This is a genomic window from Streptomyces sp. NPDC102283, assembly GCF_044766265.1.
GTDB lineage: Bacteria > Actinomycetota > Actinomycetes > Streptomycetales > Streptomycetaceae > Streptomyces.
The window spans coordinates 128,331-142,341 of sequence record NZ_JBIWLQ010000001.1 but is presented as its reverse complement, the minus strand read 5'-3'; the positions used below and the strand labels follow the sequence as shown (position 1 = coordinate 142,341).

Sequence of the window (14,011 nt, the reverse complement as noted above, 5' to 3'; positions counted from 1 at the left end):
ATGTAATCCATGAAGATGAATAATGACCCTTACGAACTGTCTGTCGAGCTGCCTACCGTCGAGACCTACCTGCGGCTACGACCTGCGGCGGGACTGAGTGCGATGCCCCCCGAGGCCGCGGCGCTGGGCTTGCCGAACACCTGGCATGCGGTTCAGGTCCGCCACGGCGGTGAGCCGGTCGGTATGGGGCGGGTGATCGGCGACGGCGGTTGCTTCTTCCAGGTCGTCGACATCTGCGTCCTCCCCGGACATCAGGGGCGCGGCCTCGGGAAGCGCATCATGGCCGAGCTGGTCGGCGAACTGGAGCGCCGGGCCCCGGCCGGCGCCTATGTCTCCCTCATCGCCGACGGCGACGCCCGGCATCTCTACAGGAAGTTCGGCTTCCGCGAGACCGCACCGGCCTCGGTGGGCATGCACCGCACTGTGTGAAGAAGGCGGTAACCCGCGCCGCCGTGACCGATGAGTTCCGCTCCCGCGTGCGGTCACCATCGATGCAACCAACCGCGCAGGACAACCGTGCAGGACAACCGCACAGACAGGGAACAGCACATGGGTCAGCTGGTCGTGGTCAACTTCGTCTCCTTGGACGGTGTCATGCAGTCGGTCCTCTCGGCCGACGAGGACCGGGCCGGTGGGTTCGATCAGGGCGGCTGGGTGCTGCCGTACGTCGACGAGGTGGTCGAGCGGTTCATGAGCGAGGCCACGGCCGGTGCCGGCGCCCTCCTCCTGGGGCGCAGGACCTACGAGATCTTCGCCGCCACCTGGCCCTACGCCGACCTGAACGACCCCGCCGTGGCCGCGATGAACGCGATGCCCAAGTACGTCGCATCCCGCACGCTCAAGGAGCTGGGCTGGGCGAACTCCGTCCTCCTCGGGGCCGATCCGGTGGAGGAGATCAGCCGGATCACGGCCGCGTCCGGGAGCGAGACGGTGGTGCTGGGCAGCGGAGAGCTGCTCGCGACCCTGATCGAGCACGATCTCGTCGACGAGTACCGGCTGCTCGTCTTCCCTCTCATTCTGGGCGGTGGCAAGCGGCTCTTCGCCGATGGCGGGAGCCCTCGTCACCTGGCGCTCACCGCCACGCGGCCGACACCGTCCGGCGTGCTGATCAACACCTACCGCCGCCCCGAGGAATGAGTGCGGGTCGGTGGCGTTCCGCGGCCGGATCAGGAAGGCTGGGACGCATGGTTTCAGTGGTACAGAACGTGGCGATCGACTGTGCGGATGCCTACGAGCTCGCACGGTTCTGGAGCGGTGTGACAGGTCGTCCGCTGCACCCGGAGGACAGGCCGGGTGTCCGGGAGGCTCAAGTGCTGCTGGCACAGGGCCCGGTACTGCACTTCAATCAGGTGCCCGAGGCCAGGACGGTCAAGAACCGGCTCCATCTGTGCCTGCGCCCGGAGACCTCGCGCGATCAGGAGGTGGAGCGGCTGATGGACCTCGGCGCCACGTTCGTCGCCGATCACCGGAATCCCGATGGTTCGGGCTGGGCGATCCTCGCCGATCCCGAAGGCAACGAGTTCTGCGTCCTGCGGAGTGAGTCCGACCGGGCCGCCATGAATTCCTGACGCTCGCGCCACCCGGGACGGATGACGCCTGCGACTCATCGGCGACGATGGCCGGATGAGCCCGGAGAACGAAGACATAAACGCGGCGATCGAAGGCGAGTTGCGGCTGATGGACCCCGCCGTCCGTCTCTCGCGGCCCATCGCCGGGACACTGCTCGACCCGGAGTTCGTCGAGATCGGGGCTTCCGGAAGGCGGTGGACGTACGAGGAGATGCTCGTCGCGCTCCCCGGCCTGGACGGCGGAGGCGCGGACAGCCCGCGCTACGAGCCCTCCGGTATGACCGGAGTGGTGCTGGGGCCCGGGCTGGTGCACCTCACGTACGAGACCGTCCTCGGCGTCGAACGGGCCCGCCGGGGTTCGCTGTGGCGCAGGCGGGCCGGGGAGACGTCGTGGCGGATGTACTACCACCAGGCGACGCCCGTTCCGGACGGGGTGCGGTCCCGGGGCCGTACCCCGTCCGGCACCGCCTGACGCCGCCCGGCACCGCTTGACACCGCCTGACGCCGACGGGTCCGACGTCCCTGTGCCGCGCGGCTCCGAACGAGTGGACTTCGCAGGGCGCGGCCGGGATGCGGTAAGGAGTCCGGAGGGCGGGTGGTGTCGTTGCCGTCGCTCCGCTCCCCTCCCTCCCGGTCCGGAAGAGGCCCCCATGCGACGCTCCCCCACCCGACGTCTGTACGCCGCGATGCTGCTCGTGGCGTCCGTACTGGCCCCGATGGCCGTGGCCCCCGCCCCGGCGGTCCACGCCGCAGGCCTCGACCGGCACGATCAGCACCACGGGAACGACCGGCTCGGCGGACACGACCGGCGCGGTGAGGACGACTGTCCGTCCGGCGGCCTCGGTCCCGGGCTGACCGCCAAGCTGGACAGGGCCATCGAGGACGTCCGCGAGCAGGCCGGCATTCCCGGGGTGGTGGTCGGGCTGTGGATGCCGGGGAAGGGGAGTTACGTCCACGCGGGCGGCGTCGCCGACACGGTCACCCGTGAGCCGATGTCGGCCGACACCCGGATCCGGATCGGCAGTGAGACCAAGACGTTCACGGTCACCGCGCTCCTCCAACTCGTCGACGACAAGCTCGTCAAGCTGGACGACCCGATCTCCCGTTACGTCTCCGGCGTGCGCAACGGCGACCGGATCACGCTGCGCCAGCTCGCCGGGATGCGCAGCGGGCTGTTCCCGTACACCGCCGACGCGGACTTCGTGCACGACCTGCTGAGCGACCCGTACCGCTCGTTCACCCCGCGGGGCGTGCTCGCGTACGGCATGAAGCACAAGAACACCTTCGAGCCGGGCGCGGAGTTCCAGTACTCCAACTCCAACCTCGTGCTGCTCGGCCTGGTGATCGAGAAGGTCACCGGTCAGAAGCTCCGCCAGGTCATCCACGAGCGGGTGCTCCGGCCCGCCCACCTGCACGACACGCTCTTCCCGACCGGGGCCGAGTTCCCCGAGCCGCACGCCCGCGGCTACACCGACCAGACGCTGAGCGGCGCGACCGAGGACGCCACGGACTGGAATCCCTCCTGGGCGTGGGCGGCGGGCGCGATGATCTCCGATCTGCACGACCTGCGCCGGTGGGCCAAGGTCGTCGCCACCGGCGAGCTGCTGAGCCCCGCGACCCAGGCACAGCGGCTCAGGACCCGGCCGACCGGCTTCCCGGGGCTCAGCTACGGCCTCGGCATCTTCGACGCCGACGGGTGGATCGGGCACAACGGTTCCCTGCCGGGGTACGAGACCGTGACCGTCTACCTGCCCTCGCAGAAGGCCACCATGGTCATCATGATCAACACGGACTCCCTGAGCGACGGTCAGGAGCGGTCCACCCTGCTCGCCCGCGCGGTCACGCGGATCGCCACCCCGGACAACGTCTACGACGGCAACGCCTCCCGGAAGCCGACCGCCCCGGCCACTTCCTGAGGCCACCCCGGCCGCTCCCTGAGGCCGCCCCGAAGCCCCGTCCGGGCTCTCACCCCAGCCCCTCCTCCACCAGCGCCGCCCACTGCGCCACCACCCTCGCCCGCCGGGCGGTGTCGTCGGTGAGGAGGTTGGCGAGGCCGAGGCCGCGGGCCATGTCCAGGAGGCCCTGGACCGTCTCGCGGGCTCCGGGGCGGGATTCGTCGGCGCCCAGGAGTTCGACGGCGATCCGGTGGGTCTCGCGGCCCACCCGCGCCTCCAGTTCCGTCACGCGCGGGCGGAGCTGGGCCTCGTTGGAGGCGGCGACCCAAAGCTGGAGCGCGGCCCGGAACAGGGGGCCGGTGTAGAGGTCGACCAGGGCCGCGACCACCTCGGCGCGGCCCTGGTCGGGAAGCGCGCGCAGGGCCGCGGAGCGTTCCTCGGCGACGTACTCCACCGCCCCCGTGAACAGGTCCTCGCGGGTCGGGAAGTGGTGCTGGGCCGCGCCGCGCGAGACGCCGGCGCGCTCGGCGACGACGGAGACGGTGGAGCCCGCCCAGCCGTGTTCGGCCAGGCAGGCCACCGCCGCCTCCAGGAGCCGCTGCCGGGTCGCCCGGCTGCGGTCCTGCTTCGGCGCGTGAGCGGCCTTGGAAGGGGAGGAGGAGGTCGTCACCGCACCCATGCCGGGTCCCGTCGTTCGAGGAAGGCCGTCATCCCCTCCCTCGCCTCGTCGGAGGCGAACAACGCGGCGGATCGGGCGACGAGGTCTTCGGCGTACTGGTCGAAGCTCCTGAGCACCGTAGTCGTGACCAGCTCCTTCGATGCGGCCAGCCCCTGTGGCGAGGCCCGGCGCAGCCCGTCCAGGACGGGGACGAGTGCCTCGTCGACGTCCTCGGCGGCCACCGTGACCAGCGAGATCCTGGCCGCCTCGACCGCGTCGAAGCGCTCACCGGTCAGGTAGTAGCGGTTCGCCGCCGTGCGGTCCAGGCGGGGGAGCAGGGTGAGCGAGATGACCGCCGGGGCCAGGCCGAGGCGGGACTCCGTCAGGGCGAAGGTCGAGGCCGGGCCCGCCACCGCGATGTCGCACGCCGCCAGCAGGCCCAGGCCGCCCGCCCGGACATGGCCCGTCACCCGGGCCACGACCGGTTTGGGCAGCGCCACGATCTCCCGCATCAGGCCCACGAACGCCTCCGGGTCCGGCGGCGCCTTCAGGTCCGCCCCGGCGCAGAACGTCGTGCCGGTGTGGGTGAGCAGTACCGCCCGTACGGTGTCGTCCGCCGCGCACGCCGCCAGGGCCGCGCGGAGTTCGCCCACCAGGGAGGCGGAGAGCGCGTTGCGGTTCGCCGGGGAGTCCAGCGTCAGCGTCGCCACTCCCCGGTCCGCCGTCCGTCCGATCAGGGTCACTTCTCCTCCGGGGTTTGCGCAGGGTCCCTCTTCTGCCGGTCGCGCAGCTCGCGCCTCAGGATCTTGCCGGACGCCGCCCGGGGCACGGCCTCGACGAACTCGGCCTGCCGGACCTTCTTGTACGGGGAGACGCGTTCGGCGACGTAGGCCATGACGGCGTCGGCGGTGAGGTCCCCCGCACCCGGGCCGCGGACCAGGAACGCCTTCGGGACCTCGTTGCCCTCCGCGTCGTACACCCCGATCACCGCCGCGTCCGCGAGGTGCTCGTGGGTCAGGAGGAGTGCCTCCAGCTCGGCGGGGGCCACCTGGTAGCCCTTGTACTTGATCAGCTCCTTGACCCGGTCGACGACGAACAGCCAGCCCTCCGCGTCCACCCGGCCGACGTCGCCCGTGTGCACCCAGCCGTCCGCGTCGATCATGTCGGCGGTGGCGTCGGGGCGGCCCAGGTAGCCCTTCATCACCTGGGGGCCGCGGATGAGGATCTCGCCGTCGGCCCCCGGCTCGGCGTCCTTCGCCGGGTCCTCCAGCGACACGATCCGCATCTCGGTACCCGGCAGCAGCTTGCCGACCGTGCCCGGCGGCGGCTGCTCGACGGAGAGCGGCACCACGTGCGTCCCCGGCGACAGCTCCGTCATCCCGTACGCCTGCCGCACCGGCGGCAGCCCCAGGCGGGCCGAGCAGGCGGCGGCCAGCTCGGCGTCGAGCGGGGCGGCGGCGCTGACGATGTACTGGAGCGAGGACAGGTCGTACTCCCCCACCAGCGGGTGCTTCGCCAGGGCCAGCACGATCGGCGGGGCCACGTACAGGCCGGTGATGCGGTGCGTCTGGATGGCCTCCAGGAACTGCGCCAGGTCGAAGCGCGGCAGCACGACGACGGTGGAGCCGCAGCGCAGCGGGACGTTCATGAGGGCGGTGAGTCCGTAGATGTGGAAGAAGGGGAGGACGGCCAGGATGCGGTCGCCCTCGCCCATCGGGATGAACGGTCTCAGCTGCTCCAGGTTGGTCACGATCGAGCGGTGCGTGAGCATCACGCCCTTGGGCGTGCCCGTCGTGCCGGAGCTGTACGGGAGCGCCGCGACGTCCTCGGCGGGGTCGATGGCGATCGTCGGTTCGGGGGCGGTGGAGGACAGCATGTCCAGGATGGAGGTGTGACCCTCCGCCTGGTCGCACACGTAGATCTGCCGTATGCCGCCCGCCAGTTCGGCCGCCCGGCGGGCGGTGTCGAGGAGTGGGGAGACGGTGACGATCCACTGCGCGCCGCTGTCGGCGAGCTGTTTGGCGAACTCCTCGGGCGTCGCCAGCGGGTGGGCCGTGGTGACGGAGGCCCCGGCGCGGGTGGCCCCGTAGAAGACCGCCGGATAGGCGATGGTGTTCGGGCTGTGGAGCGCGAGGACGTCGCCCTTGCGGAGACCGGCCTCGGCGAGCGCGGCGGCGATGCGCCGGTGGAAGCCGTCGAGCTGGGCGTACGTGAGGGAGGCGCCGTTCGTCCCGTCGATCAGGGCGACGGCGTCACCGAACCCGGCGGCCCCGCCGAGGACCGCTTCGTGGATGGGCGTGTCGAGGGCCGGTACGTCTGCGTACTCGCTGCGGAACACCATGGCGGTCCCCTGTCGTCGCGGATGCCCGCGCCGCCCGGGTGGCGGTGCGGGACGCCGTGCGGGTGTGGAGGGTGGAGGGTCAGAATCGCCTCTGTGGGGGAGGGATGGGGAGGGGTCGGACGTGCCTCTTCGCAAACAGGCTCTAGTACGACTTCGGCAGGCCCAGCGTCTGGTGCGAGACGTAGTTCAGGATCATCTCCCGGCTGACCGGGGCGATCCGGGCCACCCGGGACGCGGTGATCAGGGACGCGAGGCCGTACTCGCGGGTCAGGCCGTTGCCGCCGAGGGTGTGCACGGCCTGGTCGACCGCCTTCACGCAGGCCTCCCCGGCCGCGTACTTCGCCATGTTCGCCGCCTCGCCCGCCCCGACGTCGTCGCCGTCGTCGTACAGCCGGGCCGCCTTCTGCATCATCAGGCGGGACAGCTCCAGGTCGATGTGGGCGGTGGCGAGCGGGTGCGCGATGGCCTGGTGGGAGCCGATCGGGGCCTTCCAGACCTGCCGGGTCCTGGCGTACTCGACGGCCGTGGAGAGCGCGAACCGGCCCATGCCGATACCGAACGCGGCCGTCATGATCCGTTCGGGGTTGAGTCCCGCGAAGAGCTGGAGGAGGCCCGCGTCCTCGTCGCCGACCAGGGCGTCGGCGGGCAGGCGCACGTCGTCCAGGACCAGCTCGAACTGCTTCTCGGGGGCGTGGAGTTCCATGTCGATCCGACTCCGGCCGAAGCCCTCGGCGTCGCGCGGGACGATGAACAGGCAGGGCTTCAGCTTCCCGGAGCGGGCGTCCTCGGTGCGGCCGACGATCAGCGTCGCGTCGGCTATGTCGACGCCGGAGACGAAGACCTTGCGGCCGGTGAGCAGCCAGTCGGCGCCCGGCCCGGTGCCGTCGCGGCGGGCGGTGGTGGTGATGCGGTGGGAGTTGGAGCCGGCGTCGGGCTCGGTGATGCCGAAGGCCATGGTGAGGCTTCCGTCGGCGAGGCCCGGCAGCCACGTCCGCTTCTGTTCGTCGGTGCCGAAGCGGGCGATGACCGTGCCGCAGATCGCGGGCGACACGATCATCATGAGGAGGGGCGATCCCGCCGCACCCAACTCCTCCAGGACGATGGAGAGTTCGGCCATGCCGCCACCCCCGCCGCCGTACTCCTCGGGGAGGTTCACGCCGAGGTAGCCGAGCTTGGCGGCCTCCGCCCACAGCTCGTCGGTGTGGGCGCCCTCGCGGATGACGGTGGTCATGTAGTCGCGCCCGTACCGCTTGCCGAGGGCGGCGACGGCGGCGCGCAGGGCCTGGTGCTCTTCGGTTTCGAGGACGGTGCCGGCGGCGGTGCGGGCGGTGCTCATGCGGTCTCCTCCGGTACGGGGATGGCGGCCGGGTCCTCCTGGACCACGGCGAGCAGCGCGCCGACCTCGACCTGGTGGCCGGGGACGGCGTGCAGGGCGGTGAGGGTGCCGGCGGCGGGGGCGAGGATGCGGTGCTCCATCTTCATCGCCTCCAGCCAGATCAGCGGCTGCCCGGCCTCGACGGGGGCCCCGGCGGCCAGGCCCTCCGCGAGGCGGACGACGGTTCCGGGCATCGGGGCGAGCAGGGAGCCCGGCGCGGTGTGGGTGGCGGGGTCGGTGAAGCGGGGCAGGGCGGTGAAGGCGTACGAGGCGTCGGTCGTGTCCACGTACACCCGGTCGCGGTCGGCCGTGACCGTGAAGTGCCGTGCCACACCGCCCACTTCGAGGATGACCCGGCCTGGGGTGGCGGTGAGGACCCGGACGCCCGGGGCGTCGTGCGGTTCCGGGACGCCGGTGCGCGGAGTGTGGTGGGCGACCTCGTACTCGATCCCGTCCGGCTCGCTCCGGTAGCGCCGCCGCTGCGGTCTTGATGTCACGTTGCGCCAGGCCCCGAAGCGGGTGGGAGCGGGACCGCCGGGGGCGGTGGTGTTGCGGACGGCTGCCGCCAGGGCGGCGGCGAGGGCGGCCGTCGCCGGGTTCCGGCCGGCCGCCGGGGCGGTCAGCGTGGCGAGGTGCCGGTCGTAGAACCCGGTGTCCAGGCGTGCCGCCGCGAAGTCCGGGTGGCGCAGCGACGTCACGAGCAGGTCGCGGTTGGTCACGGGGCCGTGGATCCGGGCCCGCTCCAGCGCGCGGGCCAGCAGCCGGACGGCTCCGGCGCGGGTCGGGGCGTGGGCGATCACCTTGGCGAGCATCGGGTCGTAGTGGACGCCGATGGTGTCGCCGCCGGTGTATCCGGTGTCCAGGCGCAGGCCCGGGGCGTCCGGCACGTCCAGTGCGATGAGGACTCCGGTCTGCGGCTGCCACTCGCGGGCGGGGTCCTCGGCGTAGAGCCGGGCCTCCACCGCGTGGCCCGACGGCTGCGGGGGTGTCGCCGCCAGCGGCTCGCCCTCCGCCACGCGCAGTTGCAGGGCGACCAGGTCGATCCCGAACACGGCTTCCGTCACCGGGTGTTCGACCTGGAGGCGGGTGTTCATCTCCAGGAAGTACGGGCGCCCCTCGGCGGAGACCAGGAACTCCACGGTTCCCGCGCCCCGGTAGCCGACCGTCCGGGCCGCCGCCACGGCCGCCTCATGGAGCCGGGTGCGCAGGACGTCGTCCAGGGCGGGGGCCGGGGCTTCCTCGATGACCTTCTGGTGGCGGCGCTGGAGCGAGCAGTCCCGGGTGCCGAGCGCCCACACGGTGCCGTGCTCGTCGGCCATCACCTGGACCTCGACGTGCCGGCCACGCTCCACGTACGGCTCGGCGAAGACCTCGCCGTCCCCGAAGGCCGACGCGGCCTCGGCGGCGGCCGCGAGAAGTTCGCCGGGCAGCGCGTCGAGTTCGCGGACGATCCGCATGCCGCGTCCACCGCCGCCGGACGCCGCCTTCAGCAGCAGCGGCAGGTCGTCGGGGCCCGCCGTCGCCGGGTCCACGGGGGCGAGCAACGGGACCCCGGCCCCGGCCATCAACTCCTTGGCCCGGGTCTTGGACGCCATCAGCTCGATGGCCTTCACCGGCGGACCCACCCACACCAGGCCCGCGTCCAGCACGGCGGCGGCGAACGCGGCGTTCTCGGAGAGGAAGCCGTACCCGGGGTGCACGGCGTCCGCCCCGGCGGCCAGCGCGGCGGCCACGACGAGGTCGCCGCGCAGATAGGTGTCGGCGGGGGCCGCGCCCGGCAGGCGCACCGCGAGGTCCGCCTCCCGTACGTGCAGGGCCTCCGCGTCCGCGTCGGAGTGCACGGCGACCGTGGTGATGCCCAGGTCACGGCAGGTGCGGAAGATCCGGCAGGCGATCTCGCCCCGGTTGGCGACGAGCAGGGTACCGATGGTCATCTGGGCCTCACATCCGGAAGACGCCGAAGCCGCCGCGGGCGCCCTCGACCGGTGCGGTGTGGATCGCGGACAGGCACATGCCGAGGACGGTGCGGGTGTCGCGCGGATCGATGACCCCGTCGTCGTACAGCCGCCCGGACAGGAACACCGGCAGCGACTCCGCCTCGATCTGCTGCTCCACCATCGCCCGCAGCCCGGCGTCGGCCTCGTCGTCGTAGGGCTGCCCCTTGGCGGCGGCGGAGGCGCGGGCGACGATGGACAGGACCCCGGCGAGCTGCTGCGGGCCCATGACGGCGGACTTGCTGCTCGGCCAGGCGAAGAGGAAGCGCGGATCGTAGGCGCGGCCGCACATGCCGTAGTGGCCCGCACCGTAGGACGCCCCCATCAGGACCGACAGATGCGGGACCTTCGAGTTGGCGACGGCGTTGATCATCATCGCGCCGTGCTTGATGATGCCGCCCTGCTCGTACTCCTTGCCGACCATGTAGCCGGTGGTGTTGTGGAGGAAGAGCAGCGGGATGTCGCGCTGGTTGGCGAGCTGGATGAACTGGGCGGCCTTCTGCGACTCCTCGCTGAAGAGAACACCCTGCGCGTTGGCGAGGATCCCGACCGGATAGCCGTGCAGCCGTGCCCAGCCGGTGACCAGGCTCGTCCCGTACAGCGGCTTGAACGCGTCAAAGTCCGAGCCGTCGACCAGGCGGGCGATGACCTCGCGCGGGTCGAACGGCGCCTTCAGGTCGCCCGGCACGATGCCGAGCAGTTCGTCCTCGTCGTACTTCGGCGGCTCGGCGGGACCCGGATCGGCGTGCGCCTTGCGCCAGTTGAGGCGGGCGACGATCCGCCGGGCCTGGCGGATCGCGTCCTGCTCGTCGACGGCGAAGTGGTCGGCCAGCCCGGAGGTACGGGCGTGCATCTCGGCGCCGCCGAGGGACTCGTCGTCGCTCTCCTCGCCGGTCGCCATCTTCACCAGGGGCGGTCCGCCGAGGAAGACCTTGGACCGGTCCTTGATCATCACGGTGTGGTCGGACATGCCGGGCACGTACGCACCTCCGGCGGTGGAGTTGCCGAACACAACCGCCACGGTGGGTATTTGGGCGGCGGAGAGCCGCGTGAGGTCGCGGAAGAGAGCCCCGCCCGGGATGAAGATCTCCTTCTGGGACGGCAGGTCGGCCCCGCCCGACTCCACCAGGCTGATGGCAGGGAGCCGGTTGGCGAAGGCGATCTCGTTGGCACGCAACGCCTTCTTCAGCGTCCACGGGTTCGAGGCCCCGCCGCGTACGGTCGGGTCGTTGGCGGTGATGAGGCACTCGACGCCCTCCACCACCCCGATGCCGGTGACGAGCGAGGCCCCGACCGTATAGTCGCTGCCCCAGGCGGCCAGCGGCGACAGCTCCAGGAACGGGGTGTCGGGGTCGACGAGCAGCTCGATCCGCTCCCGCGCCAGGAGCTTGCCGCGCTCGCGGTGCCGGGCGATGTACTTCTCGCCGCCGCCCGCGAGGGCCTTGGCGTGCTCGGTCTCCAGCTCGGCGAGCTTCTCCACCATGGTGGACCGATGGGCTGCGTATTCGGGGCTCTTGGTGTCGAGCCCGGTGGGCAGGACGGTCATGCGGTCACCTCCGGGAGGGGGACGCCTTCCAGCAGCGGTACGGGGACGGGCAGCGACCGGGACCGCAGCCACTCCCCCAGCGCCTTGGCCTGGGGATCGAACCGGGCCTGGGCGGCGACGCCCTCGCCCAGCAGCCCGTGCACGGTGAAGTTCAGGGCGCGCAGGCCCGGCAGCACATGGCGCACGACGGTCAGGTCGGCTGTCTCCGGCAGGAGTCCCTTGAGCCGCTCCACGGTCAGCTCGTGCGCCAGCCACCGCCAGGCGTCGTCGTCGCGCACCCAGACGCCCACGTTGGCGTCGCCGCCCTTGTCGCCGCTGCGGGCGCCCGCGACCAGACCGAGAGGTACGCGGCGGGTGGGGATGGCGGCCGGATACGGCTCGGGGAGCGGCGGCGCGTCCAGACCGGTCAACTCCTGCGTGCGGGCCGGTGGTTCCTGAACCTCTCGGCGGCCGTCCGGGAGCACGGCGGTGTGCTCGACGTCCGCCACCGGTACGGGCCTGGCCTCGAACACCCCGTAGGGTGCGCCCTTTCCGGGCGGGGCGGTGACGTGGAAGCCCGGGTAGCTGCCGAGGGCCAGCTCCACGGCCGCCGCGGAGACGGCCCGGCCGACCGCGTCGGCTTCCGGGTCGCGGACGACGAGCCGCAGCAGCGCGCTGGCCCGCTCCTCGGTGTCGGCGTCTGCGTGGTCGGTCCGGGCCAGCTCCCAGCGCACCTCGGCGGGCCCGCGCCCGCCGGTCCGCTCCAGGGCGTCGGCGAACTGGTCCTTCACCAGGTCCGCCTTGGCCTCGACGTCCAGGCCGGTGAGGACGAAGACGACCTCGTTGCGCCAGCCGCCGAGCCGGGTGAGCCCGGCCTTGAGGGTGGGTGGCGGGGCCTCGCCGCGTACACCGTCGATACGGACCCGGTCCCGGCCGTCCGGGGTCAGCGTCACGGTGTCGAGGCGGGCGGTGACGTCAGGGCCCGCGTACCGGGCTGCGCCGGTCTCGTAGAGGAGCTGGGCGGTGACGGTGCCGACGTCGACGACCCCGCCCGTACCGTCGTGCTTGGTGATGACCGAGGAGCCGTCGGCGTGGATCTCGGCGAGCGGGAAGCCGGGGCGGCGGCGGAGGCGGGCGTCGTGCTCGCGGAAGAACGCGTAGTTCCCGCCGGTCGCCTGCGTACCGCACTCCAGGACGTGCCCGGCGACCACGGCCCCCGCGAGCGCGTCCAGGTCGTCCGGGCCCCAGCCGAAGTGGGCGGCGGCGGGCCCGGTGACCAGGGCAGCGTCGGTGACCCGGCCGGTGACGACGACATCGGCCCCGGCCCGCAGGCAGGCGGAGATCCCAAAGCCGCCGAGGTAGGCGTTGGCGGTGAGGAAGCCGTCCGGGACGGGCAGGCTGTCGCCCTCGACGTGGGCGACGGTGACGGGCACGCCGAGCTTCTGCGCCAACTGCCGCACGGCGTCGGCCAGTCCGGCCGGATTGAGGCCGCCCGCGTTGGCGACGATCTTCACACCGCGCTCGTGGGCGAGGCCGAGCCCTTCCTCCAACTGGCGCAGGAAGGTGGTGGCGTAGCCCTTGTCGGGGTCCTTGAGACGGCTGCGGCCGAGGATGAGCATGGTCAGCTCGGCGAGATAGTCCCCGGTGACGACGTCGAGGGGGCCGCCGGTGAGCATCTCGCGCAACGCGTCGAAGCGGTCGCCGTAGAAGCCGGAGGCGTTGCCGATCCGGAGGGGGCCGGGACCGGCACCGGGGCCGGGGACGTTCACCGGCGGTCGCCCTGTTCGGCGTGCTCCGCGCGGGGCGGGCGGCCCGGTCCGGGAGGCCCGGCGAAGGCCTGGGCGATGGAGAGCCACTGGTCGGCGTCGCGCCCCTCGGTGGTGACCGCGAGGTCGGACCGATGGGCGCGCTGGGTGACCAGGAGGCAGAAGTCGAGGAGCGGCCCGTTGACCCGCTGGGCGGCACCCTCCGGCCCGTACGCGATCATCTCGCCGTCCGGGGTGTGGAGTTCGACGCGGAACTCCTCCTCGGGCGCGGTGATCCCGCGTACCGCGTAGGCGTAGTCCCGGGCCCGTACGCCGATCCGCGCCACATGCCGGAGCCGGGCGGTGGGGGCCCGGGTCGCCCCGAGGGCGTCGGCGATGTCCTGGCCGTGCGCCCAGGTCTCCATGAGCCGGGCGGTCGCCATGGACGCGATGCTCATCGGGGGCCCGTACCAGGGGATCCGGGTGCCGGCCGGGGCGTCCCTGAGGACCTGGTCGAGCCGCTGCCGCCCCTCCCGCCACCGGGCGAGCAGGGCGTCCGGGCCATGGGCGGCGACCAGGGTGTCGGCCGCCTCGTCGACGAAGGACTCGGGCGCGGCCAGCGCCTTGGCCACCTCGTCCCCGAAGAGGTCCGGCTCCGTGGCCGCCAGCAACGCGACCTCGTCGGTCCAGCCGAGGTGGGCGATCTGGTGGGCGACGGTCCACCGCTCGGCGGGCGTCGGGCAGCGCCATGCCAGGGTGTCCAACCCTCCGACCAGGGCGTCGAGTTCGTCGCTCTCTTCGCGCAGATCATCGATCACGGCTACGACAGCGGACACGTGCGCCCCCCTCGGGACCGGGTGTGGTGCCCAGGAGCATGGCAGCGGGCCGGGAAACAATCAAGCACGCTTGC

Annotated in this window: 13 protein-coding genes; 5 read left to right on the top strand and 8 right to left on the bottom strand. The window is 72.4% G+C overall.

Annotated elements, in window-relative coordinates; translation table 11 throughout:
• Positions 1-9: 9 nt before the first annotated feature.
• From ACIRJT_RS00715 to ACIRJT_RS00695, 5 genes are all read left to right on the top strand, one after another.
• On the top strand, positions 10-429 hold the full coding sequence (locus ACIRJT_RS00715; protein ID WP_403902729.1) for a GNAT family N-acetyltransferase: 420 nt from the start codon (positions 10-12) through the stop codon (positions 427-429).
• A 120-nt stretch (positions 430-549) separates the two neighbouring features.
• A complete protein-coding gene (locus ACIRJT_RS00710) occupies positions 550-1,137 on the top strand; it encodes a dihydrofolate reductase family protein (RefSeq protein ID WP_403902726.1) in 588 nt (195 codons plus the stop codon).
• 47 nt (positions 1,138-1,184) lie between these two features.
• Positions 1,185-1,568 (top strand): VOC family protein, encoded by a 384-nt coding sequence (locus ACIRJT_RS00705; protein ID WP_403902724.1) that lies wholly within the window; start codon positions 1,185-1,187, stop codon positions 1,566-1,568.
• A 55-nt stretch (positions 1,569-1,623) separates the two neighbouring features.
• The gene (locus ACIRJT_RS00700) at positions 1,624-2,040 is read left to right on the top strand and encodes a DUF4440 domain-containing protein (protein ID WP_403902722.1); all 417 of its coding nucleotides are present in this window, start codon (positions 1,624-1,626) and stop codon (positions 2,038-2,040) included.
• Positions 2,041-2,218: 178 nt separating this feature from the next.
• On the top strand, positions 2,219-3,484 hold the full coding sequence (locus ACIRJT_RS00695) for a serine hydrolase domain-containing protein (protein WP_403902719.1): 1,266 nt from the start codon (positions 2,219-2,221) through the stop codon (positions 3,482-3,484).
• 49 nt (positions 3,485-3,533) lie between these two features.
• Here the strand turns inward: ACIRJT_RS00695 and ACIRJT_RS00690 are convergent, their stop codons facing one another.
• From ACIRJT_RS00690 to ACIRJT_RS00655, 8 genes are all read right to left on the bottom strand, one after another.
• Entirely contained in the window at positions 3,534-4,142 is a 609-nt protein-coding gene (locus tag ACIRJT_RS00690; RefSeq protein ID WP_403902716.1) for a TetR/AcrR family transcriptional regulator, read from the bottom strand.
• Positions 4,130-4,864, bottom strand: a complete 735-nt coding sequence (locus ACIRJT_RS00685) for an enoyl-CoA hydratase family protein (RefSeq protein WP_403902714.1) — start codon at positions 4,862-4,864, stop codon at positions 4,130-4,132. Before ACIRJT_RS00685 ends, ACIRJT_RS00690 begins: the two co-directional genes overlap by 13 nt.
• Positions 4,861-6,462 (bottom strand): 4-coumarate--CoA ligase family protein, encoded by a 1,602-nt coding sequence (locus tag ACIRJT_RS00680; protein ID WP_403902712.1) that lies wholly within the window; start codon positions 6,460-6,462, stop codon positions 4,861-4,863. The genes ACIRJT_RS00685 and ACIRJT_RS00680 overlap by 4 nt, the downstream gene beginning before the upstream one ends.
• 142 nt (positions 6,463-6,604) lie before the next feature.
• On the bottom strand, positions 6,605-7,798 hold the full coding sequence (locus tag ACIRJT_RS00675) for an acyl-CoA dehydrogenase family protein (RefSeq protein ID WP_403902710.1): 1,194 nt from the start codon (positions 7,796-7,798) through the stop codon (positions 6,605-6,607).
• Positions 7,795-9,771 carry an acetyl/propionyl/methylcrotonyl-CoA carboxylase subunit alpha gene (locus ACIRJT_RS00670; RefSeq protein ID WP_403902708.1) on the bottom strand — a complete coding sequence of 659 codons (1,977 nt, stop codon included), beginning with the start codon at positions 9,769-9,771 and terminating at the stop codon, positions 7,795-7,797. The genes ACIRJT_RS00675 and ACIRJT_RS00670 overlap by 4 nt, the downstream gene beginning before the upstream one ends.
• A 7-nt stretch (positions 9,772-9,778) precedes the next feature.
• Positions 9,779-11,377 (bottom strand): acyl-CoA carboxylase subunit beta, encoded by a 1,599-nt coding sequence (locus ACIRJT_RS00665; protein WP_403902705.1) that lies wholly within the window; start codon positions 11,375-11,377, stop codon positions 9,779-9,781.
• A complete protein-coding gene (locus ACIRJT_RS00660) occupies positions 11,374-13,125 on the bottom strand; it encodes an acyclic terpene utilization AtuA family protein (RefSeq protein WP_403902702.1) in 1,752 nt (583 codons plus the stop codon). The genes ACIRJT_RS00665 and ACIRJT_RS00660 overlap by 4 nt, the downstream gene beginning before the upstream one ends.
• Positions 13,122-13,937, bottom strand: coding sequence for a TIGR03084 family metal-binding protein (locus ACIRJT_RS00655; protein ID WP_403902699.1), 816 nt, complete (start codon positions 13,935-13,937; stop codon positions 13,122-13,124). The genes ACIRJT_RS00660 and ACIRJT_RS00655 overlap by 4 nt, the downstream gene beginning before the upstream one ends.
• Between the last annotated feature and the right edge of the window lie 74 nt (positions 13,938-14,011).

Coding starts and splice junctions, on each gene's coding strand:
- ACIRJT_RS00680 (WP_403902712.1), bottom strand. CDS start 6,462: ATGGTGTTCCGCAGCGAGTACGCAGACGTACCGGCCCTCGACACGCCC.
- ACIRJT_RS00710 (WP_403902726.1), top strand. CDS start 550: ATGGGTCAGCTGGTCGTGGTCAACTTCGTCTCCTTGGACGGTGTCATG.
- ACIRJT_RS00695 (WP_403902719.1), top strand. CDS start 2,219: ATGCGACGCTCCCCCACCCGACGTCTGTACGCCGCGATGCTGCTCGTG.
- ACIRJT_RS00665 (WP_403902705.1), bottom strand. CDS start 11,377: ATGACCGTCCTGCCCACCGGGCTCGACACCAAGAGCCCCGAATACGCA.
- ACIRJT_RS00670 (WP_403902708.1), bottom strand. CDS start 9,771: ATGACCATCGGTACCCTGCTCGTCGCCAACCGGGGCGAGATCGCCTGC.
- ACIRJT_RS00690 (WP_403902716.1), bottom strand. CDS start 4,142: ATGGGTGCGGTGACGACCTCCTCCTCCCCTTCCAAGGCCGCTCACGCG.
- ACIRJT_RS00715 (WP_403902729.1), top strand. CDS start 10: ATGAAGATGAATAATGACCCTTACGAACTGTCTGTCGAGCTGCCTACC.
- ACIRJT_RS00700 (WP_403902722.1), top strand. CDS start 1,624: ATGAGCCCGGAGAACGAAGACATAAACGCGGCGATCGAAGGCGAGTTG.
- ACIRJT_RS00675 (WP_403902710.1), bottom strand. CDS start 7,798: ATGAGCACCGCCCGCACCGCCGCCGGCACCGTCCTCGAAACCGAAGAG.
- ACIRJT_RS00705 (WP_403902724.1), top strand. CDS start 1,185: ATGGTTTCAGTGGTACAGAACGTGGCGATCGACTGTGCGGATGCCTAC.